We start from the raw sequence: 24911 nt of genomic DNA on the forward strand, positions 1-24911 counted from the left end.
CAAAGGAAGGTCATCCATGACGCAATCACCACTTTTAGCAGTTGAACATTTGGCGGTCAACTTCCCTGATCACCAAGTTTTTCAAGATTTGAATTTCACTTTGCAACGCGGTCGCTTTCTCAGTATCGTCGGCGAAAACGGCGCTGGTAAAACGACGTTGATCCGCACCCTACTGCACCAGCTAAAACCTAGCGCCGGCACGATCCGCTTTTATCCTGAACGTAAGGCAATGCGGATCGGGTACGTCCCCCAATTTCGTAACTTAGATGAAGAGTATCCATTATCGATCCGCGATTTTGTCGGCTTAAACCTCAGCGGGTTTCATTTACCTTGGTTATCGCGTAAAGAACGGCAGGCCGTGACCACCGCGCTACGCAGTACTAATTTGACTGCGATCGCCCAGCGACCGTTGGGAATGGCTTCTGGTGGCGAAAAGCAACGCGCCTATTTGGCCCAAGCCCTAGTTGAGCAACCTAACCTACTGATTTTAGATGAATCGACGGCTAGTTTAGATAATATGATGAAATACGAACTTTTAGATTTGGTCAAACACTTTAATCGTGAACAGAATTTAACCGTGATCTTTGTGACCCATGATTTACCGCTGGCTAAACAATACGCAGACGAATATTTATTATTACGCCACACCGGCTACGAATACGGGCCGATCGCAGAGTTACCAGAAGACGCTTTGATCAGCAACGAATGCGGAGGTGAAGTCAGCCATGCTTAGTTTACCGTTCATGCAAAATGCTTTTTTAGCGAGTACTTTTATCGCCATTATCAGTGGCATTATCGGCGTCTTCGTGATCGCACGTAACATGTCATTTCTCACGCACACCTTATCAGAAATCGGCTTTGCTGGTGCGGCCTTCGGTATTTTTGCAGGTTGGCCACCGTTAAATGGCATGCTGCTATTCACCATGGTCAGTTCTGTGATCGTTGGTCAGCTCAGTGTCAAAGCTGCCCGCCGTGAGGCCTCGATCAGTGCAATTTCCAGTCTATTCATCGGCTTAGGGATCTTGTTTTTATCTTTAGCTAATAAAACGGCCAGCTACGCCACCAATATTTTATTCGGTAGTATCATCGGGATCAGCCGAACCAACGTGTTACAAGTACTTTTATTATCGGCCGTGGTTTTACTGGTAGTATTGTTTATTTACCGGGATTTAAAATTTGATTCTTTCGATCATATCGGTGCTCGGGTCAAGGGGTTGCGCACTAACTTTTTGTCGATCGCCTTTCTTGTACTGCTGGCTTTGTCAGTCAGTGTTGCCGCACAAATCGTTGGCTCCCTGTTGATTTTTGTTTTACTAACTTTGCCTGCTGCTAGCGCGCGTTACTTTGCCCACACTGTTAGCGGGATGATGGTGGTCGCCGTTGGAATGGCGCTGGTCGGTGTTTGGGGTGGTCTTTACCTAGGCTTTGTCACTAATTGGCCGGTGACCTTCTTCATTGCGTCGATTGAATGTTTGTTTTATTTGGTCGCTTTAGGGTATAATCATTGGCGACAGGGATAACTTAAGCATGATTAAATACAAATTAGACCGCAGCAGTAATTTGCTGGGGGTCTAATTTTTTTTGGAAAATTTAGCGTATGGCCTAAAAAACGTTAACATTTTGGCTAAGTTTCAACTAAAGCCAGTGAGGAATCAAGTTTAAAACACAGCCCAGATCTAGGAGGCAAACAGTATGACTAAACGTCGGGAATTATGGTTGTTAGTTTTATTAGGAACTTTAAGCGCATTTGGTCCGCTATCAATGGACATGTACTTACCAGCACTACCGCAATTGCAACAACAGTTACATACCAGCGCATCATTGACACAATTATCGATCACCACTTGTTTGATCGGCTTAGCAGTTGGCCAAATTTTCATTGGCCCGTGGAGTGACCGTGTCGGCCGTAAGTTACCGACAATGCTGGGAATGATCGGTTTCACCGGTGCTTCTTTACTAGCAGGATCAGTAACTAACGTGGGCTGGTTGATCTTGTTACGGGCACTTCAAGGCTTAGCTGGCGCGGCAGGCCTTGTCACCGCTCGCGCCATCGCCACCGATCTATTCACCGGCAAAAAGCTGACCCAATTTTATGCGCTGTTAATGGGCGTCAACGGTATTTTCCCAGTTATTGCACCGATCATCGGCGGCTATGTGCTGACCTTTACCACTTGGCGCGGCATCTTCTATATTTTAGCTGGGATCGGCATACTTTTGTTCGTTGGTGTTTGGCTAGGGTTACCCGAAACACACCCAACGCAAACAACCGTAACTGAAAAACCCGTAACTGTATTGACGGCCTTACTTCATGATCGTATTTTTATGGGTTACACCTTAGTGATCGGCTTAGTTGCTGGTGGGTTATTTGCTTATATTGCCGGTTCTTCATTTATGTTACAAAATATTTTTGGCCTAACATCCCAAGGCTTTAGCTTAGTCTATGCCTTAAATGGTTTAGGTATCGTGGCAATGTCGCAACTAGCTGGCTATTTAGCGACGCGCTTTAACGAATACCGTGTATTGCAAGGCGGCGTACTGACGGCCTTACTTGGTGCACTTGCATTATTGGCCACCTTGTTCTTCCCCCGTAATCTGATCGCAGTGTTAGTGCCGCTATTTTTAGTTGTGGCAATGGTGGGCATTGTCAGTACCGTAGCCGCCTCGCTGGCCATGCAATACGCTCACGCCAATGCTGGTAGTGCCTCTGCCTTGCTCGGCCTAACGCAAAATTTACTGGGCGGTATCCTTTCACCGTTTGTTGGTGTTATGGGGCAAGCTTCCTACATGCCGATGGCGTTGTTAATTTTACTTTGCGAAGTTGTGGCGCTGATCATTTATCAGCGTAACTTAGCGCCATTAAGTCATTAATTATAGAACAACTGGCCGCGTTATTTTCTTACTTCCGGCGATCACTAAGCCAAAATCTTGCTCAGTCAGCGGCTGGCTTACCCGTAACCCATTTTGGGCCAAGATCGTAAAGGGATAATCTAATTCCACCGCTACCCGCAAGTAACGGTTGATCAGGGTCTTCCCCATCCGTCCGTTAATGTAGATCCGCATACCCGGATAACGCTTCAAAACATCCCGGACTAAACTTTCGGCCTTAGTCGTGCGCAATTGTTTGATCGTCAATGCTAACGCCACTCGCTCACGAAAATTCCCCAGAAACGAGCGCTTTTCATCTGGTTTTAATTGTGGTTGGCCGAAAACATGGCTTTTTAAATAATCTTGAATATCATCTGCCATTTAGAAACATCCTCTCAATGTTTTTGTTCTACTGCCATGTTACAATAATAGTGCGACAAATCAACCGAATATTGGTACCGTCACAAATTCATAACCAATGTTCAATATCAGCTGTGCACAGTGTGCGCCTGCTGGTATAAAGGAGCCTTTTATGATGAGTAATAAGAAACGTATTTCCCAATAATTAACCGTAACTTAAGTTTGAATTTTAGGGAGGAAATATGCAAGAAATCGAATTAACAAAAGTTTTGATCGGTGGGGTCAGCCAGAACCAAGCCTATTTTGAAAGCGACATGGCTGAATTGGCCGAGTTGGTCAAAGCCAATAATATGACCGTAGTTGGTGATATTCGCCAAAACTTAGAACGTAGTGTGGCGGCGACCTATTTTGGTAGTGGTAAACTGGACGAAATTCGCCAATTAGCGGCCGAAAATGAAGCCCACACCTTAGTGGTCAATGACGAATTAAGTCCGTCGCAAATTCGCAATCTGGAACGCGACCTCAAAATGAATTTATTGGATCGAACTGGCTTGATCCTAGCTATCTTTGCCAACCGCGCAAAAAGCCGTGAAGCCAAAATGCAAGTTCAGATCGCACGCCTACAATATGAATTACCACGGTTACGGGTCGGCGAACAGGCCAATATGATGCAACAAGGCGGCGGACCTGGCTTCGCCAATCGTGGTAGTGGTGAAACTAAACTGGAAATGAACCAACGGACGATCAAAAATAAAATTAGTCAATTGCGCCACGAATTAAAAACGATGGAAGTCGCCGAACAAACAAAACGGGCACAACGTGAGCGGGCAGCCATTCCAACGGTGGCGTTAGTGGGGTATACCAACGCCGGCAAATCAACAACTATGAATGGTTTATTGCGCCATTTTGATGCTGCCACCACTAAAACCGTTTTCGAGCGCGATATGTTATTTGCGACTCTAGATACCAGTGTGCGGGAGATCACCTTACCCGATAATAAAAAGTTTTTGCTCAGCGATACCGTTGGTTTCATTAATAAGTTGCCTACACAGTTAGTAAAAGCCTTTCGTTCTACCTTGGCCGAAGCGGCCGGCGCAGATTTATTGGTACAAGTGATCGACTTTTCTGACCCTAATTACCAAGAAATGATCAAGGTCACCGAAAAAACATTGCACGCCATGGGGATTGCTGATATTCCAATGATCTACGCCTACAATAAGGCCGATCGGCAAGCAAATACCGCCTTTCCATTACAAACCGGCGAGCATGACCTAGTTTATTCAGCAAATGATCAGGCCTCACTGGAATTATTGACCCAGATGATCACCAAGGAATTATTTGCCGATCTAACTAAAGTCACGTTCTTGATTCCGTTTGCTGATGGTAAATGGGTCGATTACCTCAACGAACGGGCCAGCGTTTTAGCTCAAGATTATACTGCTAACGGTACGCAATTAACGGTTGAAGTAACGCCAGAAGACCGGCAACGTTTGGCCAAGTATCTTGTTGAAGTTTAAACCACGGCTCCCAAAATTTTTAGCGTCGGTACTGTAGCATTAATATTTTAGTGATAAAGGTACACCAACACTTTAGGCAGTCTATTCCGTTTTGAATAGGCTGCTTTTTTGTTTTACTTAAGCAATGTATCATTTATACTTAAGGTAGAAAAATGCTACCACGGAGGTGCTGAATAATGGCCTGGCAATACTATCTACTCATGGTTGGCTTTCTACTTGCAGTTGGTTTTGAACTCTGGTTCAGTGCGCACATCAGTCCCTGGTGGTTGTTAGCTTTGGTCCCAACATTGGCCATACTTCTGATCAAAAGTCGCCGCCATAAATAGACCCGGTTAACATCAATTTAGACTACGGCTTAATTAAACGCTGGGGTTGAAGTAGTGCTCTACCACACTTGAGCTGCGTTGCGCCGTAACAAAAAATCAACGTTACGACCACAAAATAACGCGGTCAACGTTGATTTTTTTACCTCAGGCTAGTTTTTCTTGATTCAGTGCTACTTGGGCCAAAAACTGTTGGATCTGTTGACTAACTTGTTCTGGTGTCTGGGTATCGGTAACTACGATGTGGTTGGCCACAGATTGATAGAGTGGCTCGCGCCGTTGCCATAAGTCACGTAAGCCCGCTTCGCCTAATTGTTGGACTAAGGGGCGACCATCATCATCTTTGATCCGTTCAAAAATAGTTGTCGGTCCAGTTTGCAAGTAGATCACTGGGATCGCAGTTTGCTGTAATAATTCACGATTTGGCGCTGATTCAACGACCCCACCACCAGTGGATAAAATACCACTTTTAGCAAAGGCCTGCCGTAAAACTTCGGTCTCTAACTTTCGAAAAGCAGGTTCTCCAGAATCAGCAAAGATCTGTTTGATCGATTTTCCGGCAGTCGCCACGATCTCGTCATCCAAATCAATTTGCGGACGTTTAAAATTAGCGGCTAACACCTCACCAACGGTTGTTTTGCCTGTGCCCATGAAACCAACTAAAATAACATCTAACATTATTACGCCCTCCTTAGGATATTGATTTGTTGTGCAGCTAATAATTGCTGTGCCTGCGCTTGTGCGGCGGCGCTGGAAAAGGTTAACTGTAAAATACCACTTAACTCTTCACGCGTTTCCAACACTTGAATATTAACTAGTTGAATTTGCGCTTGCGCCAAGATCGTGGTCACCTCCGCAATGGCCCCAGTTCGATCAGGAATATCAACAAAAACGTCGAAAAATCCGGGAATCGCCCCTGCTTTTTGAGGATTGATCGCATCGCGCGTGACCTTAGCTTGCTTGAAAAAATTCAATAATGCAGTCTGATCACGGGTCGTCATCGCTTGCTCTAAATCGGTCAGATCTGCGATATAACGCTGAAGGATCTGTTGGATCTCAGCAGTGTTGGTCAATAAAATATCGGCCCACATCTGCGGATCGGATGAAGCGATCCGGGTCATATCCCGAAAACCACCAGCAGCCAACCGCAACGCCGTCGGTGAATCCTGAAATTGCTGCGTCGTCTCATTGACTAATGTAGCAGCTAACATATGGGGAACATGACTGAGCATCCCCACAATGTGATCATGTTCGGCGGGTGCCACCTGTAAAAACTTAGCGTGCGTTCCGGCCAACAAACGTTGTAGCCGCGCCACTTGTAGTGGTGCCACATTTTGTTGTGGCACCAAGAAGAAGTAAGCACTGCGGAATAAGTCAGCATTAGCGGCGTGGATCCCCGATTTGTGTGAACCTGCCATTGGATGACCGCCGATCACTGTAATACCTTGTGCCGCTAATGGTGCAGCAGCAGCCAGCACAGTCTGTTTGGTACTGCCGGTATCAGTAACGATAGCGTTGGGCTTCAAAGTAACCGTCGTTAATTGCTGGAGCGAAGTTGCAATATTTTTGACCGGCGTCGCTAAGATGATCACATCGGCCCGTGACGCCACCGCCGTTAAACTTGTCCCAATCTCATCAATGATCCCCGTTTGTTTAGCAAAGCGTAGGCCGGCCAGATCACGATCAAGTCCGATCAGATAAGTGTCAGCCACCTCCTGTTTAAGCGCAAGCGCGAGTGAACCACCGATCAAACCTAAGCCTTCAATAACCACTGTTGTCATGACTGACACCTCATTTCATTTTTATTTAAAACAGTCCGTTAAACGGCTCCTTTAGCCATTCTATAAAAAAAGTCCCTGCTGTCTTATGACAACAGGGACGATTTACCGTGGTACCACCCAGCTTCAGAAATTATTCTGCACTTATTCATCGATAATGGTTAAACCCATTGCTGCCGCAAAATAATTCGTTTTATTACCCTGCTTGGCTTGCACCGACCGCCAATTCTCTGTTCACTGAGGTAATACACTACTGTAAGCATTGTGCCAACAAATCCGAATATTAAATTATTATGAGAATAGCACATGAAATGAAAAGCGTCAACTTTATTTTGACCAGTAACTAGTTTTAAGCGCGCTTAATAATGCGCTTAGTCCTTGTTAACTGCGCTAAGCGTCATATTAATACTTTTCTGTTTATCCGTGACGATCACGATGGTGCCTTGCCCTAAGAAATCAGTCGGCCCATTATAAGCTAATGTGACTTCTTCGGCAACATGACCATTTTCCTGCATGACTAAAACGTAAATATTGGTATCATCATGATCGTCGCTAAACGCGATTGCTAACGGTGAAGAAACGATTTTCTTTTGCTGCCGAAAATCACTGATGGTTTGCCACAATAAGCTGATCACAGCCGCAGGAACGCGCGCTTTAACTTCATCCGTTGTTTGCCGTTTTTTTGTTGGTTCAAACATAGCTTTACCTCATTTTATTAGAATTACTTTCTACTGTAACAAATTTTCACCTTTTCTTAAACTAAATCATCGCCAAAAATGGTGCTTAAGGGGTACAATAGATGTATAGTAACGATTTAAACAGAAAGTGGTGGTGACCATGATGATCCAATTAAGTATTTTGATGATCCTATTAATGGCTGGCTTGATCGGCGTTAATTTCCGGCAATTGCAGGCAGTTAAAGTGCGTAGCCAACGGCCAATGAACCGCGCAATGTTAGCGCGCGAATATGCTGCGGGTCGCCTAACAACTGCTGAATATCAACGGGCACTACGGCAATATCGTTAAACTTAATGATAGCGTTGCGCTGTGAATCATGGCACAGCGCTATTTTTATACGCTATGCCACTTATTTCTTTGCCTAAACCTATTTTGCTTAGGTATAATGGAGATAAATTTAACTTTGGAGGCGTAATTATGACTCACGTAACGATTCTTGGTAGCATCAACGTCGATACGATTCTACAGATTTCCCGTTTACCTAAACCAGGCGAAACTCTAGCCATGAGCGGTAAGCAAGTGGCCGGCGGCGGTAAAGGTGCCAATCAGGCCATCGCCGCGGCCAGAGCAAAGGCCGAAACGGCTTTTATCGGTAAGGTTGGCGACGATCCGAATGGTAAACTAATGCGCCGGGCCTTAGAAGCCGCACAAATTGACATTACCCAGATCAGTACTAGTAATTACGCGGATACCGGTGAAGCCTTTATTTTGTTAGATGATGAGGGCCAAAACAGCATTTTAGTTGATGGTGGGACTAATCAAGAAATTAAAATTGCGGACATCGAAAGAGCGCAAGCCAGCATCGATGCCGCGGACTTTTTAATCGCACAATTTGAAACGCCCTTGACCACCACTTTAGCTGCCTTTCGCTACGCTAAATCGGTTGGCGTGACGACTATTTTAAATCCGGCACCGGCTAAAACCGATTTAGACCCTGAATTACTTAAATTAACTGACTTGATCGTTCCTAATGAAACCGAAAGCGAAACTTTAACTGGGATCAAAGTCACCGATGAACCTAGTATGCAGGCCGCGGCCCACGCTTTGCTCAACCAAGGCGTTAAGGCAGTGATCATTACTGTCGGCGCTAAAGGTGCTTATTATCAAACGAAAACAGAACAAGGCTTCATCAAGGCTTTTAAAGTGGATGCCGTGGATACAACCGCAGCTGGTGACACCTTTATCGGTGCGTTAAGTTCCCAATTACAAGGTGACCTTAGTAATTTAGCCAGTGCCATCCGCTTTGCCAATAAAGCTTCCTCACTGACCGTCCAAAAACTAGGGGCTCAACCTTCGATCCCCCACCTAAGCGAAATTTTAGCCGACGGCGATATTCAAAAAGCGTGATCTTACAATGATCACGCTTTTTTATTATGGCGTCGTTCCCACCAATCCCGTAATTTACCGGGAATCGGTTGAATTTTGCCGTAAAAATATTCTTCGGTCAAGCGATTTAGGAAGGCGCTGAATAACATGATCTCCGCAATAAAAACCAACCAAAACATAAAGACGATGAAGGTCCCGATCGCACCATAACTACTGACTGAGCGGGCAAAGTAGCGCACATATAAGGCAAAAAATTGCGATAAAGCCAACCAGCCGACACCGGTTAATAAGGCGCCCGGAAGAACACAGCGCAGGTGTAACCGCACATTAGGAAGAAAATAAAACAGTAACAGTAAAATAATCAGCAACATTAACCCGGTTACTGGTAATTTTAATTGTGCAAACACGCGGGTGATCATTACCGGTAAGTTTAAGCGCGGGCCGATGTAATCCAGAATATCCTGACCGAACCCAAAAACTAGTACTAAGATCATAACGACTAAAACAAAAAAAAGCGTCATGATCAATGAAAATAAACGTGCTAATAAGGCGTTCTGTGGCGTTTTAATACCGTAAGCTTGATTAATACTATCGCGCAAGCTGACGATTCCCCGACTGGCCGACCACAATGTAACAACGGCCCCAACGGATAATAAGCTGCCACTACCTTCCGTTAAGAAAATTTTGATCTGTGCCGCCAACATTTTATAAATCGAATGTGGTAATAACGCTTGAATATAGGTCAATACTTCCTTAACCGGAATATTCAGGAACGGTAACAAATTACCGAGAAAAAGTAGTAATGGAAAAATCGACAGCAGCGCGTAGTAAGCAACCACCACTGAATTTTTACTAATATTGGCGGCCGAGTAGGCGGCTACCAACGGCGCACTTTTTCGTTGCCAATAAGTTAATTGCTGCCGAATTTTTTTCATTGCCGCCCCGCCTCGCTTTCTAGATCTAGTATAGCAAGTCCGACCATAAAAAAGAAAAGACCGGCGTTATTCACTAAGCCGCGCCACAAACGTTGCAAAATTGGCAGCCAAATCAGTTTGTTGTTGACCATCACCACGAACAACGCGCGGCGCTCCAGCCTGGGCATAGGAAAAGGCCAAGTAACGTTGCTCACTGGCGGCAAAAATTAACAATTGTTTCGCCTGACTTGCCGTTAATAAATCGTGCCGCGCTGCTTGATTTAAATAAACTAAATCGGCAGCAACGTTAGTTTGACTGCAACCGGCAAAGAAGTAACCAAAGCCTTGTAAAGCACCTAATTCCCGTAACATTTGTTGATAACCACGTGGTAGTGGTAACGGTAATGCAGCGGTCAAAGCGGTTAATTGCGCAGGTGTCAAACGGCTAGCAGGCAAAGGCGTCAGTTTTTGCTCGGCAATTAACTGCCGTAGATCAGCCAAAACATCTGGCTGTTTAGTGATCGGAACTTTTTCAATATCAAGCGCCGTTTCAAGCGCGCTTGATTGAGGCTGTTCATCTGATAATAGCGCTAAATTCTGGGCCAGCGCATTTTCGTTTTGTGGTGTTGTTTTAATTAAACGTCGTTGCCGTTCCTGGGTCGCACGTTGTAAATTTTTAAGTTTATTTTTTAATTGTTTTTGCCGCTGCTTGGCCATAATCGCTTACCTCCCTTAATCCAGGCGTAATATTTCTCGTTTCTTGGCTTCAAACTCTTCATCGGTCAGTAGCCCTTGATCCCGCATTGCTAAATAATCCATGATCAACTGCCCGTTGGCCACAAAATCATCTTCACCCCAGGCACTATTTTTATCGATCTGTTGTTCTAAAATTTGTTGTAATGTCAGAATAAAAGGTTCATCCGTTGCCATAAACCAGAATTCAATATTTTGTTCCGGCGCTTCCTTGGTCATTTTATAGGTCAGTTGCAAGTGCCCATTGGTAGCAGCGGTAGGTTTATGCATTTCCATTCCGATCATTGTGGTCCGCGGAATATTCGTTGTCACCAAGTTACGGCGCAATCCAGATTTAACCGTTTGCTGGATGACTAAGTTTTGTTCATCTAAAAATAATTTAACCGCACTAGGCTTCTTGACTTTAATTTCCATCAGGCTAACCCCCTCTTCACACCGAGTATTCGTACTTCAAGTTTACCTTGCTAAGTAACGAAGCACAACATTCCCACCAGAGTATTTTTCATTCACCACAAAAAAGGTCATGCCGTAAGTAAACTACGCCATGACCTTCGCTAATATTTTTAAATAGCCGTTAAAACTTATTGAACTGAGTAGTTAGGCGCTTCCTTGGTGATCTGCACATCATGGGGATGTGATTCCCGTAAGCCTGCGCCAGATATCCGTACAAATTGCGCATCGTCAGCCAAACCTTGTAAATTAGCTGCGCCAACATAACCCATTCCGGCACGAAGACCACCGACCATTTGGTAAACAATATCGGCAAGACTACCTTTATAGGCAACGCGACCTTCAATTCCTTCCGGTACCAACTTGTTGGCTTCGTTAACCCCACTTTGGAAATAACGATCGGAAGAGCCGTGGGAACTGTCCATTGCGGCCATACTGCCCATGCCACGATAAGTCTTGAAACGCCGACCTTGATAAATTTCAAATTCGCCGGGTGCTTCGTCAGTTCCAGCTAACATTGAGCCGAGCATCACCGCATTACCACCAGCGGCTAAAGCCTTAACAATATCACCGGAATACTTGATCCCGCCATCAGCGATGATCGTTTTGCCATATTCACGGGCCACACTAGCAGCATCGTAAATAGCAGTTAACTGTGGTACCCCGACACCGGCAACGATCCGGGTTGTACAGATCGAACCAGGGCCAATGCCGACCTTGACAACATCGACACCAACATCATACAGTGCCCGCGTTGCCGCAGCTGTCGCAACATTTCCAGCGATCAGCGTTGCCTTCGGGAAGCGTGCACGGATCTCACCGATTTTGCGGATCACACCGGCAGAATGCCCGTGAGCAGTATCAATGATAATCGCATCAGCACCAGCTTCAAGCAAGGCCTCAGCGCGCTCAAAAGTGTCGCTAGTAACGCCAACTGCAGCCGCAACTAATAAACGACCCTGGTCATCTTTGGCGGCATTAGGAAATTCGACTGCCTTTTCAATATCTTTGATCGTAACTAAGCCACTTAAACGGCCAGCATCATCAACCAAAGGTAATTTTTCGATTTTATGTTGTTGCAAAATCTTTTCTGCATTTGCTAAAGAAGTGCCTTCTGGTGCTGTCACCAAAGGTTCCTTCGTCATGACAGTATCAATAGCAACCGTATAGTCACTAACAAAACGAATATCACGGAAGGTGATGATTCCCACTAATTTACGGTTATCCAAAGAATCAACGATCGGCACACCGCTGATGTGATACCGCTTCATCAAATTTTCAGCTTCTTGGATCGAATGTTCTGGAGTTAAATAAAATGGATCAACAATAACGCCACTTTCAGAACGTTTAACTTTGCGCACCTCATCGGCTTGTTGTTTGATTGTCATGTTTTTATGGATCACGCCTAGGCCACCTTGGCGCGCCATCGCAATCGCCATTTCTGATTCCGTGACCGTATCCATGCTGGCACTCATGATCGGTACATTCAGGTGTAAATTCTTAGCTAGCTGCACACTGACATCAACATCGTGCGGCAAAACGTGACTCTCTGCAGGAATTAACAATACATCATCAAACGTATAACCTTGTTTCGCAAATTTCGTGTCCCAATTAGACATGGCGATTATCCACTCCTTCGGTAGTTAACTTAGATTTTAGTTTACCGACTAACTTACCAGAGATAACCGGTAGCGTCAAGGGTTTTTAATCGTTTTTTCATAAACAAAATTTAAGAAACAATATCTTATGTTCGTGTTTTCCATATATAATTTAATGACTTTATATTATTGTTCGGATAAAAAATAATTGTTGAAGTAAATTGCGGCCGTTTAACCTGAAAAACGGCGCAGATACCTTAATCAGATTTCATTCTAGCCGCTATTAGTTGAATATTGACTTAACCCAAGCAATTAAATCGTCCTAGCGGTGCTCAATTTAGTAATACTTAGCAAATAAATAGCACCGCTAAAAGTAACGAAAAAACTACTTTTAGCAGTGCTATTAAATTCTTGCGCGCTTAAAAGACAGTGTTTTTAATATTAAAGCGCCGTTTAAGGTAAAGCCGTGCGGCCAACGTAACGGCCCCGATCACAATATAGACTGTTGCCGGTAGATTAGCATTCAACGGCCCTGGGATCAGCATCACTAATGTATAGGTCCCAGTCAGCACAATGAAGAAGATCACCCCGTACATGATCAACCGCCAAATTGGTGGTCGTTTGCTACCACGTACCGCAAATGTTGACTGCATCATCATAATACCGTAGCCGGCAACAACCGCCAGAATCACTTCTGATAGAATACCTGCTTGTCCCGTTTGAACTTTTGAACGACTGCTAAACAAGAACATCAGGCCGTACATTAGATTGAACACCATGAAAACCATTAATGAGCTATCCATCATCAATAACCATTTATTCTGCGGTGCATTAGGGTCAGCTTTCGGCCCTTCGATGATCGCCGTGACCCGTTCCGCAACGGTACCATATAGCTGGCGCGCCGTCTGACCTTTTTTCTGGGCAGCCAACATCTGGGGCACCATATCATCAATAGCCGCTTGCTGTTTTTCCGGCGTTAACTTAGTTTCGGCTAATGCTTTTTTTAAATGGAATAAATAATCTTGGTTTCTTTTAGTCAATTCTTCAGGCACTCTACTAGTCGGCTTGTGTTGCTGCACACCAGAATTGCGCCCCTGCTTATCCTCACTCATACTTACCCTCCATTAAACGTTGAATCTAAATTCAACGATATCGCCATCTTGGATGACATATTCTTTACCTTCTGAGCGCAACCGGCCAGCTTCCTTGACCTTTTGCATGCTACCATACTGATCTAAGTCCGCAAATGAAACCGTTTCGGCGCGAATAAAGCCCCGTTCAAAATCAGAGTGGATAATACCAGCCGCCTGTGGTGCCTTGATGCCACGCTTAAACGTCCATGCTTTTGTTTCTTTACCACCAGCGGTAAAGAAAGTCCCTAATCCTAACAGATGATACGAAGCGCGGATCAAACGATTCAGGCCTGGCTCTTCAACGCCTTCAGCTTCAAGAAAATCGGCTTTATCCGCATCATCCAATTCGGCAATTTCTTCTTCTGTTTCTGCACAAACAGCAATCGTTTCAGCGCCTTCTTTAGCAGCATATTCGGTGATCTGCTGAACATAAACTGATTTTTCAGGTTCCGCCATGTCGTCCTCAGCAATATTAGCGACGTATAAAATTGGTTTAGCCGTCAAGAGGAACAAGCCCTTAACAATCGGCTGTTCATCTTCATCAAACTCGATCGAACGAACAGAACCACCATTTTCTAGCACCGGTTGAATCTTTTGTAAAACTGCTAATTCTGCCAACGCATCCTTATCCCGTGATTTAGCTTCGCGCTCTACCTTTGCCAAACGTTTATTAACGCTTTCTAGATCGGCCAAGCCTAATTCAAGATTGATGGTCTCAATATCATCTAGTGGGGCAACCTTACCAGTCACATGGGTAATATTATCGTCATCGAAAGCCCGTACCACGTGTACAATAGCGTCAACGCGGCGAATGTTTTCGAGAAACTTATTGCCTAGACCTTCACCCTTGCTAGCACCCTTAACGATACCGGCAATATCAGTGAATTCAAAGGTCGTTGGTACGATTTTTTTAGCTGGAATAATTTCGTCGATCCGCGCCAAACGTGCATCCGGCACCTCCACCATCCCAACGTTAGGATCAATAGTGGCGAAAGGATAGTTCGCCATTTCCGCACCGGCCTTCGTGATTGCGTTAAATAATGTTGATTTGCCGACATTCGGTAAGCCGACAATTCCTGCAGTTAATGCCATTTTTATTGTCACTCGCTTTCTAGAATTAGCGTGGTGAACGCCATCACGCCTACTATAAATATTATTCGCTATCTGTTGCTTTTTCCAAAACTTTCTTCATTTTACGGGTAAAATCACGCCGCGACATCATGACAATATGTTGACATTGGGTACATTGAATCTTAATATCTGCGCCCACACGAATAATTTGCCACCGATTAGCGCCGCAAGCATGCGGTTTTTTCATTTCAACGATATCATTTAGATCAAACATCGTACTTCCCCCTTATGTTCTGAACCAACTAATCCGCACTGATCCCCAGCAAATCCAAGATCCGGTTCAAATCTTCAGTCGATAAATAGTTGATCTCAATTTGGCCTTTATCACCACGAGCAGTAATATTAACTTTAGTGCCAAAATGCTGTTGCAACTGCGTCTCGCTGGCCCTTAAGTATGCCGATTTATGAGGCTGCGCCGCTGGCTTAGCTGGCTTGATGGTGTTTAACTGACTCACTAACCGTTCGAGTTCCCGCACAGTCAATTGTTCCTTGATCGTTTTTTGCGCCACCGCCGCCATTTTACTTTTATCCTTTAAACCAAGCAAGGTCCGCGCTTGCCCCATGGACAGCGCGCCGGCTTCAACTAATTGTTTCACCTTAGCCGGTAAAGTCAGTAAACGCAAATAATTAGCGATATAGGGCCGGCTCTTACCTAAGCGAGCAGCCACTTGCTCTTGCGTCAAATGTAGCTTCTTCATCAGCATATCATAGGCAGCGGCTTCTTCCAATGGATTCAAGTCTTCGCGCTGTAAATTTTCAAGCACCGCGATCTCCATCATCATCGGTTCATCAACTTCTCGGATCAACGCCGGAATTTCTGTTTTACCAGCCAATTTAGACGCCCGAAAACGCCGTTCACCAGCGATCAGTTCGTAGCCATTGATACTTTGACGCACGATCACAGGTTGAAAAACACCATTTTCCTTGATCGAAGCGGCTAACTCTTGCAGCGCCGTTTCGTCAAATTGCCGGCGTGGTTGGTAGGGGTTAGGCCGAATCTCCTTTAAGGCAAGCGCAGTGACTTGCTCACTGGCTTGCGGCGTGGTGAACTCATTAAAATCACTGAATAGCGCGTCCATTCCACGCCCAAGTCCTTTATTTTGCTTACTCATGAGCAGCTAACACTTCCTTTGCCAATAAATCATAGACTTCCGCGCCTTTAGAACGGCTATCATAATCGATCACCGGTAGCCCGTGACTAGGCGCTTCGGACAGGCGCACGTTGCGGGGGATGATCGTTTGGTAAACTTGTTGCGGGAAAAATTTACGTACTTCGGCGACTACTTCCGCGCCTAAATTAGTCCGCGCATCGTACATCGTCAGTAAGACCCCTTCGATCCGTAGCTCAGGGTTAAAGTGCTTCTGAACCAACTTGATTGTATGCAATAATTGACTTAAGCCCTCTAAGGCATAATATTCACTTTGAACTGGGATCAAAATACTATCACTAGCCGTAAAGGCATTGATAGTCAAATTACCTAGCGCCGGTGGACAGTCGATCAGAATATAATCATATAGCTTCCGTGCAGGCGCTAAGCTTAACTTTAAGCGCGACTCACGGGCCATCAAATTAGTGAGCTCGATTTCAGCACCCGCCAATTGCAGCGTTGCCGGAACGATAGCCAAATTTTGATGTTGCGTTTGCTGAATAGCTTGTACTAACGGATATTCATCGATCAATACATTATAAATATCATGGGCAATATGACTTTTTTCAATGCCAACGCCACTTGTGGCGTTTCCCTGCGCATCGGCATCCACCAACAAAACCCGTGCGCCTAACTCGGCCAGACAGGCACCGAGATTGATCGCAGTGGTTGTTTTACCAACGCCGCCTTTTTGATTTGCGATGGCGATCACTTGTGCCATAAATTCAGTTCCTTTCACTATAGAAGTTACCAACATCTGTTTTGCAATGGTGCTTAGCTAATCCATTTCGATAAATTCAACCCAAACAAAAGCTGAAAGAACCCCAATTAATCTGCGGCCACCAGGGGCTCACGATTAGGGATACCGGCACGACGCGGATAACTTTTAGGCGTCTGCCGTTTTTTAGCGATCACGATCAAGTGGCGCTGATCACCGGTTTCCGGCAAATTAAACGCAGTGGTCGTGCTTAATTTGCCGCCTAACTTGCTGATCGCATAGTCCGCTTCTGCTAGCTCGCCATCAGGTAATTGTCCTTTCAAAGCCACAAAATGGCCGCCTTTCTTAACTAGTGGTAGGCAAAGCTCACTGAGCACGTTTAACCGCGCTACCGCACGTGCCGTCACTAGATCATACTGCTCCCGGTGTTCGCCTCGTTTACTGCCAAAAGTCTCGGCCCGATCATGGTAAAAGGCCACATTAGCTAAATTTAATTCTCCTGCCAATTGATTGAGGAAGTTGATCCGCTTATTCAAAGAATCCACAATGGTCACTTGCAATTGCGGAAAAGCAATTTTTAAAGGAATTGATGGGAATCCGGCACCAGCACCAATATCACAAATACTTAATGCTGTCGTCCGTAACGCCGGTAAATAAAAACTAGGCGTCAATGAATCGTAAAAATGTTTTAAATAAACTTCCGGTTCCGCCGTAATATTGGTTAAATTCATCTGCTGATTAACGGTGACCAGCACTTCAAAATAACGGTGAAATTGGGCCATTTGCTGATCAGATAAGGTGATTCCCTGTTCAGCTAAAGCCGCTTGAAAAGTAGTCGGAGTCATGGCTGCCGTCCTTTCGCTTGACATCAGTTTTCGTGAAACACGAATGTTTCACACACCTATTAACTGTACCGAAAATCACTGCCAAATGCAAGTCGTGCTTGCCAAAAATGCGGCGTTAACTTTAAGATCCGCTCTAAAGCATATGGGTCGCCTGTAAAGTAACGTTTGGCGGCTGGGAAGCGGTGTTAATTTTAACGATTTTAAACCCTAAATGAGCGTAGAAGGCCAGTGCCGCCGTATTACCTTGAACACATTTTAATTGTAGTGGTTGCTGATATTTGCGCTGCAACTGTTGTAAGAGGGCCCGGCCGACACCATGGCTCTGCCAAACAGGAGCAACGATCAATAGATGAACAAAATTAGCCGGTCGATAGAAAGCCGCGAAACCACAAATTTGTTGGTCGATCGTGGCCACCAATAATCGTTCTCCCTGTGTTTCTCGCCGTAGATCTGCCAATTGCGGTGTCGGCACCCAAGTAAAGGTGGTTTGCCGCACAAGTAAATAAATTCGTGCTAACTGTGGCAAGTCAGCCTTAGTCGCCCAACGAATCTCCATCGCTTATTCCTCCCTAATTTGAATCCAGCATGATACAAAAAAAGAAACTGTAACATAAGCAAGTTATGTTACGGCTCCTTCTTCCAAACATTATCGGTAATCTTATTTTACACCTACACAACCGGTTAAATGAATCAAATTAGCTGATCCCGAAAAAGGCGTGCATAAACAAAGCTGCACAGGCAGCCCCAACAAAGGGTGCGATTCCAGGCACAATGATCCCATATTGCCAGTCACTATTAGCCTTGTTTTTAATCGGCAAAATAGCGTGGGCAATCCGCGGCCCCATGTCCCGGGCCAAATTCATAGCGAAACCAGTTGGTCCACCTAAGCCCATCCCAATGGCCCAAACTAGCAAACCGACACCGATCGGCACGATCCCTGGCGTTTTAATTTCTGAAATAGCTAAAATACCGGAGATAAATAAGAAGGTGTCAAAGAATTCGACGAAAAAGTTACGGGGCAAATTGCGTACAGCAGGTGCCGTCGAAAATAAATTACGAATGGTGATCGGTGAAATTTCATTTTCTGAAGCTTTGAAGTGATCAGCGTACATGATCCAAACGATCACAGCACCAACGATCCCACCTAGTACTTCGGCAACTGAATACGGAATAAATAATGCCCAGCTAAGGTTGCCCAGCAAGCATTGCGCTAATACCATAGCCGGATTGATGCACACGTCGCCAAAAATAAACAAGGCGATCGTGATCCCGAAACCCCAAGTTGTGATCGCAAAAATATGGCCAGAACCGCGATATTTAGTGCCTTTCAAAACCTCACTACAATGAACGCCAACACCAAAGATGATCATCAGCGCCGTGCCCATGAACTCTGCTAATAAATGATGAACCAAAACTTTTCCTCCTGAATTTTGACGGTATCGCTTAATTACACTTAAAAGTTGACCGTGTCATTTTTGGTGGCTGTTTCAGGCTCTTAGGCAACAAAAAAGCAGTCGTGATTGCGACTGTCCACTTCGCCGGTTATTTTATGTATAAATTCAAAAGCTTAACAAGCCAGATATAGCGCTGTTTACCTTCTTGCATGAAAACCACCTGAATAACCATACCATAATTCAATCTGAGTTAACAGATAATTTCACATTCCACTAAAAAACAGCCACCAATAATTGGTGACTGCCGCTTAAACTACCTTGTGATCAATTAATTTTGCGTCCCGGATTCAATAAGTTAAAGGGATCGAGCAAGGCCTTGATCTGATGTTGTAATTGATCAACACCCTCACCTAACTCTTCATTGTTCCATTGATTCTTTAATAAACCGACTGCATGTTCACCAGAGATCGTTCCGCCTAGACGTAAGGCTTCACGGAACATTAATTGTAGGGCTTGGGTGACTTTCTGGGGGACTTCTGTTTGTTCCTTAGGCCAGATCAAGGTTGGGTGAACGTTCCCATCACCAGCATGGCCAGCAGTATAGATCTCCACATCTAATTCTTGGGCAAGCTTAGCAATATAATCCATCATAGCCGCTAATTTAGATAATGGCACCGCCATATCTTCCATAACGTGATTACCGTTAGCAAAGACTGCTGGTAACATATCTTGCCGTAATTTCAAAATTGCAGCTTGTTCATCGGGATCACTGGTCACACTTAAATGCTGCGCCGCAAAATGAGCCAAAATTTCTTTGACCCGGTTAAGTGCCACATCGCCACCAACATCTAATCTTAAGATCAGTAAGGCACTGCTACCTTGGGCATAATGCGTTCCCTCATAACGATCCAAAGCTGCAACTGTTGCACTATCTAAGGCTTCTAACATTGCTGGATAAACACCAGAAGCGCGGATCTCAGTGACTGCCGCAGCTAAAGTTTTCATATCTGGGAAAAACGCCATTCCGGTAACCGGCTGCCCCAGCGGAATTGGCATTAATTTGACGGTTATTTCGGTAATGATCCCTAAAGTCCCTTCAGAACCAACGAATAATTGGGTTAAATTATAACCGAAAGCCTGTTTCAACGTCCGGTGCCCTAAGGACAGTTCACGGCCATCAGCCAGCACCACTTTAACCCCTAGCACATTATCACGGGTGGCACCATACTTAACAGTACTCATTCCGCCAGCATTTGTAGCCACATTCCCGCCAATAGCAGACAACGGTTTAGAACCTGGATCAGGTGCGTAGAACATACCAACTTTACGGGCCATATTATCTAAGTCCTGATTGATCACGCCAGGTTGAACCACTGCTACCTGATCAGCCCGGCTAACATCAATAATTTTATTCATCCGGCGCGTGGAAAGCATTAAGCCGTGGTCAATACCGTCAGAACCAGCCACAGTGCTAGTTGCGGCAGCCTGCGGAATCACAGGTAAGTGGAATTTACGTGCTGTGCGTAAAACACCTTGAATATCTGCCACATCGGCAACTTCAATATAAGCTAACAGTTGTCCGGCACCCGTTCCCATACCATATTTACCGGATTGATGCTTTGCTAGTTCGCTTGGTTCAAAAATAACGTCAGCATTCGGGGTCTGTTCACGTAAATAATCAATAATTTCTGTATCATCATAAGCCGGGAAAAACGCCATGTTTAAAACTCCCTTTCAAAATAAAATAATGTTCTGATACTCAGATTATAACGATGACTAAAAGTAAGCGCAATTAATTCGCCTTGCCTAAACAATTGACTGAGCCATGCAACTAAACCAATGATTAGCTGGTGGCTTTAGCTTCACACACCTGCGGCCGACAACGATCTCTAAATTCTTGGGCTACATTTTAAGCTGGGATCTAAGGCGATGCTTGGTCAGCGTTTTTCAATTGCTTTAACCTGTGGCGGTAGCAGAGAAAAACTTGACCGCGTATCGGCCAAAGCTCATACTTAAATTAGACACGTATAGGGGATGATTTTGATGAATACAAACACAAATAACGCGATCCATCGCGGCTGGAACAAACGGATCGTTACCGGTAAAACCTTGGCCGAATGCGACGAAAAATTGGTCAACTACCTTAATCAACAAGACTACGGTACTGGCGAATTCGTGGTTTTACATGAAGACGACGGCAGTAATATCAATACCGGTTATAAATTACCTAACGCCGATGTTTGCTACATCAGTTTCATGATCTATTCGGGACGATTATAAACGAAAGACGCACGGCTACTGGCTGGGCGTTTTTTTGCATCATTTTAGCACTTTACGAACTACCCGCGGTGGTATAATTAACATCATTATCCACCAATAATTGTGATAAGAAGGGAACGATTGCTATGGAACCGCAGCGTGTACTTGACCTGGAAGGTGGCATTAACTTTCGTGAGCTTGGTGGCTACCCAACAACTGATGGTCGCCAAGTAAAATGGCAAAAAATTTTGCGAGCGGGTGGCCTCGATGAATTAACACCTAGTGATATTGCCGCCTTAGGTAACTACGGCTTGCGTTACGATGTCGATCTACGTTCTGAGCACGAAATGACTTCTTTTCCTGATCGTTTACCAGCGGCAACTAAACTGATCCCGGCACCAGTCTACCCATTCACTAAGCGGGACGCGTTAAGTGGGTTAAACATTCAGCTGAAAGATCAACACTGGGCCATGTTTTCCCAAGTCTATCAGCAAATGGTTGCTGATCCGCACCCACAACAGGCTTGGCGGGCTATTTTTCAAGCGATGCTGGCCGCTACTGGCAAACAAGAAAGCGTCGTATTCCATTGTGCCGCCGGCAAGGATCGAACAGGTGTCGGAGCGATGCTAGTGCTTAGCGCGCTGGGCGTAACCCCAGAAACGATCAAACGTGATTATTTGCTGACTAACCAGATCTTTGGTGCCGGTGATCGCCAAAGTCTCCAACAAGTGGTCGCGCAAAATGAAAGTGAAGATCTAAGTAATCGGATGAACCAAACCCTATCCGTTGAGGACGCAAATTTTGATGCTGTTTTTGCAACGCTCCAAGCGCTAGGTGGGATCGAACGTTACCTGATCGATCAACTTGGCCTTACAACGGCAGATATCGCTACTTTGCGCACAAATTATTTAGAATGAGGCCAACTATGTCACCAAAAATGAAACAACTGCAAAATCAACTTATCAGCGCTGCTCGGGAATCACCACTATTGATTTTCGAAGCAACTAGCCGGAAGGACGGCAACAAGTTTCGCGAAATCTCTAATCGGCGGCGCTACCGGGATCTAACCAAAATGTTAACCGCTAATTATGCTTTTACTCTATTAGCCGATGAGCTCAGAGTAACTGCTGCGATAGTCGCTTGGGCGATCGCCGAGGCACAATTACACGATGAACCGGAAAATAGCGCCAAGCAAGCCGCCTTCAAAAACGCAACCAACGCGGTTTTGCAAGAAAATAACGTCGCTCAAAATAACTGAGCTGCGCTGGCTGGTTGTTTGCTATCCCGAGCATATTTTAAAATAAGGCACTAAAAATTTTTTTGAAAGGTGGTACTGTTGATGAAACCCCAGGCGCCAGAAATCATGACTGAACTACGGCAAGACCTTGTTAAAATGCCGGCGATCATCAGAACAGCCAGTGGCATTATTATTTTTGGTAAACGAATCCGCTCAATTATTTTTTCTACCGATATGGCGATCATTAAAAATACCAATGCCGATGCGGTGATCGCAGTTTATCCGTTTACACCCCATCCTGCTATTATGCAAGGAATCAGTATGGTCGCCGATATTCCCGTATTTGCAGGCGTTGGTGGTGGCCTAACTCATGGCCAACGATCGGTCAATATTAGCCTCTTTGCCGAAAGTTTAGGTAGCCTAGGGGTGGTCGTCAATGCCCCCACACCGATCGAAACGATCAGCGCGATCAATGAAGTGGTGGATATTCCCATTATTCTCACCGTTGTTACGGAACAAACTGAGTTGCAACCACGGTTAGCTGCTGGTGTGGATATTGTTAACATTTCTGGCGGTCAACAAACCGCACAGATCGTGACCCAAGTCCGGCAACAATTCCCCGATCTGCCGATCATTGCCACCGGTGGCAAAACCACTGCCGACATCGCGGCGGTCATTGCGGCTGGTGCTAATGCCGTCACCTATACCCCGCCTAGTAACGGCGAACTTTTCAGTAAAAAAATGGCCCGCTACCGTGCTGCAGAAATTGCCCGAACGACCAAGAAATGATGGGTTAAAGCTTGTTTAGTCCCATCTTTAGTCTAACTAAAATAACGCCAGCAGAAGTAGTAAAAATCTACTTTTGCTGGCGTTATTTGGTGATTGCGTTCTATTTAAACTTAAATAAGAACTTACTTGCCGTTTAAGTCATAACCCATGATCGCGCGCTGATTCAACGCTTGCAGTGCCCGATTATTATCCTGTGGGAATAGTTCGCGGTATTGCGCTAATTGTTGGGCCGAAACGGTTAACGGTTCCGCTGCGACAAACCACTCGACCCCTTCACTTAGTGGCGGTGTTGTCAGCGAGCCGATATAACGATAGATCAACCCTTTAGTAGGTAATAATGTGGTCAGCAAAACATCTTCTGGTACTGGCAGTGCAGTGTTAGGGACAAAAGCAGCTAATAATTGATCCAGCTGCGGATTAGCCTGCCCAATGATGGCGGTAACAGCGACAACGGCCTTTTGACCTAAAGCATTTTCATGCACAAAATGCCACTCCATTACTGGTTGCTGGCCTTCGATCGTGTGCTCGGCCGGCGCGTGAAAATGTAATTGGACAAACCGATAATGTCGCCGATCCAATTTAGCAAACCCCTTACCGGTCAACTGCATGTTATTGCCCTGATCGCTAAGCATTTCGCCATAATAAGGAACTTGCCATTCAAACAAATCTGGTGCCTCGACCACTTGGCTGGAGGCTACACTTAAGGCGATCGGTGACTGTTGTTGCCCGCTAGTAAACGACCATGTATTTTGTTGCGTGTAATCTAATTTTTCTACCATAACAAACCATTCCTATCTTATTTTCTAGCGACCTGGTGTAAATGTGTGGTCAAATTCTGGCGGGCCTGTTGGCGGCGTTGCGCCAGTAACTCGCTAAACTGTAGTTCTGGATGCTGATTGAGCAGTTGCTGGATCTGATTGAGAGCCTGCAGTTCTGCAGTCAGTTTTTGTGGTGACCATTTATGGATCGCACTATCTTTACGCGTTAAATAATGATATTGCGGTGTAGCCGCGTAGTAAAAACACTGCGTCTGCAGGACGTACGCCACGTTGAACAATTGATCTTCTAGCAACGTTATTTTCTCGTCGAATTGAAGCCGAAACCGCCGGATCACGGCCAAACGGTAACATTTATTCCACAAGAACCCCCGAACATCGCCACTAGGTTTCAAAACGGCCGCCAACATAGCCGGTTGCGTCAACACTTTCTGGGTCGTACTGCCCAACAATACCTTCAGGCTAGGCCAATCAGTATAGTAACCGCACAGGGCCATATCTGCTTGCGGCCGCGCCATTTGTTCGGCAAAACTGGCTAAATAAGTCGGCTCACACCAATCGTCGCCGTCAACAAAACAGACATAGTCCCCTTGTGCCTGCCGCAAACCAACATTCCGCGCCGCCGAAACACCGCGATTAGCCGGTTGTTGGTAAAGATGAAAGCGCTGATCTTTTTGTACCCACGTTTTGGCCAATGCCGCCGAGTTATCAGTTGAACCGTCGTCGATCAACCACACGTTGAAGTCAGTATATGTTTGCGCCTGCAAACTAGCAAGGCAACGCGCCAAATAAGCCGCCACATTATACAACGGTACAATCACCGTAAACTGTTTTGCCACATTCGTCACCACCCTTAGCG

At 45.3% G+C, this 24911-nt stretch carries 30 protein-coding genes; 11 read left to right on the forward strand and 19 right to left on the reverse strand.

Annotated features, from left to right (window positions below):
* The first annotated feature begins 16 nt into the window (after positions 1 to 16).
* The 3 genes from FFM78_RS03650 (at position 17) to FFM78_RS03660 (ending at position 2868) form a co-directional block, all read left to right on the forward strand.
* Complete coding sequence (locus FFM78_RS03650; RefSeq protein ID WP_137637085.1) at positions 17 to 733, forward strand: metal ABC transporter ATP-binding protein; 717 nt, start codon at positions 17 to 19, stop codon at positions 731 to 733.
* Positions 726 to 1520: a metal ABC transporter permease gene (locus FFM78_RS03655; RefSeq protein ID WP_137637086.1), complete on the forward strand. Its 795-nt coding sequence runs from the start codon at positions 726 to 728 to the stop codon at positions 1518 to 1520. The genes FFM78_RS03650 and FFM78_RS03655 overlap by 8 nt, the downstream gene beginning before the upstream one ends.
* A gap of 172 nt (positions 1521 to 1692) precedes the next feature.
* On the forward strand, positions 1693 to 2868 hold the full coding sequence (locus tag FFM78_RS03660) for a multidrug effflux MFS transporter (RefSeq protein ID WP_137637087.1): 1176 nt from the start codon (positions 1693 to 1695) through the stop codon (positions 2866 to 2868).
* Here FFM78_RS03660 and FFM78_RS03665 read toward each other — a convergent pair whose 3' ends face one another.
* Positions 2869 to 3246, reverse strand: coding sequence for a YueI family protein (locus FFM78_RS03665; RefSeq protein ID WP_137637088.1), 378 nt, complete (start codon positions 3244 to 3246; stop codon positions 2869 to 2871).
* Positions 3247 to 3467: 221 nt separating this feature from the next.
* Between FFM78_RS03665 and hflX the strand changes: the two genes are divergently transcribed.
* Positions 3468 to 4742, forward strand: coding sequence for a GTPase HflX (gene hflX / locus FFM78_RS03670; protein WP_137637089.1), 1275 nt, complete (start codon positions 3468 to 3470; stop codon positions 4740 to 4742).
* Positions 4743 to 4918: 176 nt separating this feature from the next.
* Positions 4919 to 5068: a hypothetical protein gene (locus FFM78_RS13795; protein ID WP_171001829.1), complete on the forward strand. Its 150-nt coding sequence runs from the start codon at positions 4919 to 4921 to the stop codon at positions 5066 to 5068.
* A gap of 144 nt (positions 5069 to 5212) precedes the next feature.
* Here FFM78_RS13795 and FFM78_RS03675 read toward each other — a convergent pair whose 3' ends face one another.
* From FFM78_RS03675 to FFM78_RS03685, 3 genes are all read right to left on the reverse strand, one after another.
* On the reverse strand, positions 5213 to 5743 hold the full coding sequence (locus FFM78_RS03675) for a shikimate kinase (RefSeq protein WP_137637090.1): 531 nt from the start codon (positions 5741 to 5743) through the stop codon (positions 5213 to 5215).
* Between the two features lie 2 nt (positions 5744 to 5745).
* On the reverse strand, positions 5746 to 6846 hold the full coding sequence (locus tag FFM78_RS03680) for a prephenate dehydrogenase (RefSeq protein WP_137637091.1): 1101 nt from the start codon (positions 6844 to 6846) through the stop codon (positions 5746 to 5748).
* Positions 6847 to 7214: 368 nt separating this feature from the next.
* Positions 7215 to 7541 (reverse strand): hypothetical protein, encoded by a 327-nt coding sequence (locus tag FFM78_RS03685; RefSeq protein WP_137637092.1) that lies wholly within the window; start codon positions 7539 to 7541, stop codon positions 7215 to 7217.
* 139 nt (positions 7542 to 7680) lie between these two features.
* On the opposite strand from FFM78_RS03685, the gene FFM78_RS03690 reads away from it, so the two are divergent.
* Together FFM78_RS03690 and rbsK are read left to right on the forward strand one after the other, a co-directional pair.
* Complete coding sequence (locus tag FFM78_RS03690) at positions 7681 to 7869, forward strand: hypothetical protein (RefSeq protein WP_223876999.1); 189 nt, start codon at positions 7681 to 7683, stop codon at positions 7867 to 7869.
* 129 nt (positions 7870 to 7998) lie between these two features.
* A complete protein-coding gene (gene rbsK / locus FFM78_RS03695) occupies positions 7999 to 8928 on the forward strand; it encodes a ribokinase (RefSeq protein ID WP_137637093.1) in 930 nt (309 codons plus the stop codon).
* Positions 8929 to 8939: 11 nt separating this feature from the next.
* Here the strand turns inward: rbsK and FFM78_RS03700 are convergent, their stop codons facing one another.
* From FFM78_RS03700 to FFM78_RS03760, 13 genes are all read right to left on the reverse strand, one after another.
* Positions 8940 to 9842 (reverse strand): YihY/virulence factor BrkB family protein, encoded by a 903-nt coding sequence (locus FFM78_RS03700; protein ID WP_137637094.1) that lies wholly within the window; start codon positions 9840 to 9842, stop codon positions 8940 to 8942.
* Between the two features lie 66 nt (positions 9843 to 9908).
* On the reverse strand, positions 9909 to 10538 hold the full coding sequence (locus tag FFM78_RS03705) for a hypothetical protein (protein ID WP_137637095.1): 630 nt from the start codon (positions 10536 to 10538) through the stop codon (positions 9909 to 9911).
* Between the two features lie 15 nt (positions 10539 to 10553).
* Positions 10554 to 10988: an SHOCT domain-containing protein gene (locus FFM78_RS03710; protein WP_137637096.1), complete on the reverse strand. Its 435-nt coding sequence runs from the start codon at positions 10986 to 10988 to the stop codon at positions 10554 to 10556.
* Positions 10989 to 11155: 167 nt separating this feature from the next.
* Positions 11156 to 12643, reverse strand: coding sequence for an IMP dehydrogenase (gene guaB / locus FFM78_RS03715; RefSeq protein WP_137637097.1), 1488 nt, complete (start codon positions 12641 to 12643; stop codon positions 11156 to 11158).
* Between the two features lie 398 nt (positions 12644 to 13041).
* Positions 13042 to 13734: a DUF1129 domain-containing protein gene (locus tag FFM78_RS03720; protein ID WP_137637098.1), complete on the reverse strand. Its 693-nt coding sequence runs from the start codon at positions 13732 to 13734 to the stop codon at positions 13042 to 13044.
* 12 nt (positions 13735 to 13746) lie between these two features.
* Positions 13747 to 14847, reverse strand: coding sequence for a redox-regulated ATPase YchF (ychF, locus tag FFM78_RS03725; protein WP_137637099.1), 1101 nt, complete (start codon positions 14845 to 14847; stop codon positions 13747 to 13749).
* A gap of 61 nt (positions 14848 to 14908) precedes the next feature.
* The gene (locus FFM78_RS03730) at positions 14909 to 15100 is read right to left on the reverse strand and encodes a DUF951 domain-containing protein (RefSeq protein ID WP_137637100.1); all 192 of its coding nucleotides are present in this window, start codon (positions 15098 to 15100) and stop codon (positions 14909 to 14911) included.
* A 28-nt stretch (positions 15101 to 15128) separates the two neighbouring features.
* Positions 15129 to 15998 (reverse strand): ParB/RepB/Spo0J family partition protein, encoded by an 870-nt coding sequence (locus FFM78_RS03735; protein ID WP_137637101.1) that lies wholly within the window; start codon positions 15996 to 15998, stop codon positions 15129 to 15131.
* The gene (locus FFM78_RS03740; RefSeq protein ID WP_137637102.1) at positions 15991 to 16755 is read right to left on the reverse strand and encodes a ParA family protein; all 765 of its coding nucleotides are present in this window, start codon (positions 16753 to 16755) and stop codon (positions 15991 to 15993) included. Before FFM78_RS03740 ends, FFM78_RS03735 begins: the two co-directional genes overlap by 8 nt.
* A gap of 107 nt (positions 16756 to 16862) precedes the next feature.
* On the reverse strand, positions 16863 to 17597 hold the full coding sequence (gene rsmG / locus FFM78_RS03745; protein WP_137637103.1) for a 16S rRNA (guanine(527)-N(7))-methyltransferase RsmG: 735 nt from the start codon (positions 17595 to 17597) through the stop codon (positions 16863 to 16865).
* A 133-nt stretch (positions 17598 to 17730) separates the two neighbouring features.
* Positions 17731 to 18153, reverse strand: a complete 423-nt coding sequence (locus FFM78_RS03750; RefSeq protein ID WP_137637104.1) for a GNAT family N-acetyltransferase — start codon at positions 18151 to 18153, stop codon at positions 17731 to 17733.
* Positions 18154 to 18292: 139 nt separating this feature from the next.
* Positions 18293 to 19009, reverse strand: a complete 717-nt coding sequence (gene larD, locus FFM78_RS03755) for a D/L-lactic acid transporter LarD (protein WP_137637105.1) — start codon at positions 19007 to 19009, stop codon at positions 18293 to 18295.
* A 306-nt stretch (positions 19010 to 19315) separates the two neighbouring features.
* Positions 19316 to 20710: an FAD-binding oxidoreductase gene (locus tag FFM78_RS03760; RefSeq protein WP_137637106.1), complete on the reverse strand. Its 1395-nt coding sequence runs from the start codon at positions 20708 to 20710 to the stop codon at positions 19316 to 19318.
* Positions 20711 to 21034: 324 nt separating this feature from the next.
* Here FFM78_RS03760 and FFM78_RS03765 point away from each other — a divergent pair, with 324 nt between their 5' ends.
* The 4 genes from FFM78_RS03765 (at position 21035) to FFM78_RS03780 (ending at position 23276) form a co-directional block, all read left to right on the forward strand.
* Complete coding sequence (locus FFM78_RS03765) at positions 21035 to 21271, forward strand: hypothetical protein (protein WP_223877000.1); 237 nt, start codon at positions 21035 to 21037, stop codon at positions 21269 to 21271.
* A gap of 125 nt (positions 21272 to 21396) precedes the next feature.
* Positions 21397 to 22167 carry a tyrosine-protein phosphatase gene (locus FFM78_RS03770; protein WP_137637108.1) on the forward strand — a complete coding sequence of 257 codons (771 nt, stop codon included), beginning with the start codon at positions 21397 to 21399 and terminating at the stop codon, positions 22165 to 22167.
* Between the two features lie 8 nt (positions 22168 to 22175).
* A complete protein-coding gene (locus tag FFM78_RS03775) occupies positions 22176 to 22508 on the forward strand; it encodes a hypothetical protein (protein WP_137637109.1) in 333 nt (110 codons plus the stop codon).
* A gap of 81 nt (positions 22509 to 22589) precedes the next feature.
* Positions 22590 to 23276: a hydrolase gene (locus tag FFM78_RS03780; protein WP_137637110.1), complete on the forward strand. Its 687-nt coding sequence runs from the start codon at positions 22590 to 22592 to the stop codon at positions 23274 to 23276.
* Between the two features lie 122 nt (positions 23277 to 23398).
* Here FFM78_RS03780 and FFM78_RS03785 read toward each other — a convergent pair whose 3' ends face one another.
* Both FFM78_RS03785 and FFM78_RS03790 read right to left on the reverse strand, forming a co-directional pair.
* Positions 23399 to 24055 (reverse strand): carbonic anhydrase family protein, encoded by a 657-nt coding sequence (locus FFM78_RS03785; RefSeq protein ID WP_137637111.1) that lies wholly within the window; start codon positions 24053 to 24055, stop codon positions 23399 to 23401.
* Between the two features lie 17 nt (positions 24056 to 24072).
* Positions 24073 to 24891 carry a glycosyltransferase family 2 protein gene (locus FFM78_RS03790; RefSeq protein ID WP_137637112.1) on the reverse strand — a complete coding sequence of 273 codons (819 nt, stop codon included), beginning with the start codon at positions 24889 to 24891 and terminating at the stop codon, positions 24073 to 24075.
* Positions 24892 to 24911 lie beyond the last annotated feature (20 nt).

The organism is Loigolactobacillus binensis (assembly GCF_005405165.1).
Classification (GTDB): Bacteria; Bacillota; Bacilli; order Lactobacillales; family Lactobacillaceae; genus Loigolactobacillus; species Loigolactobacillus binensis.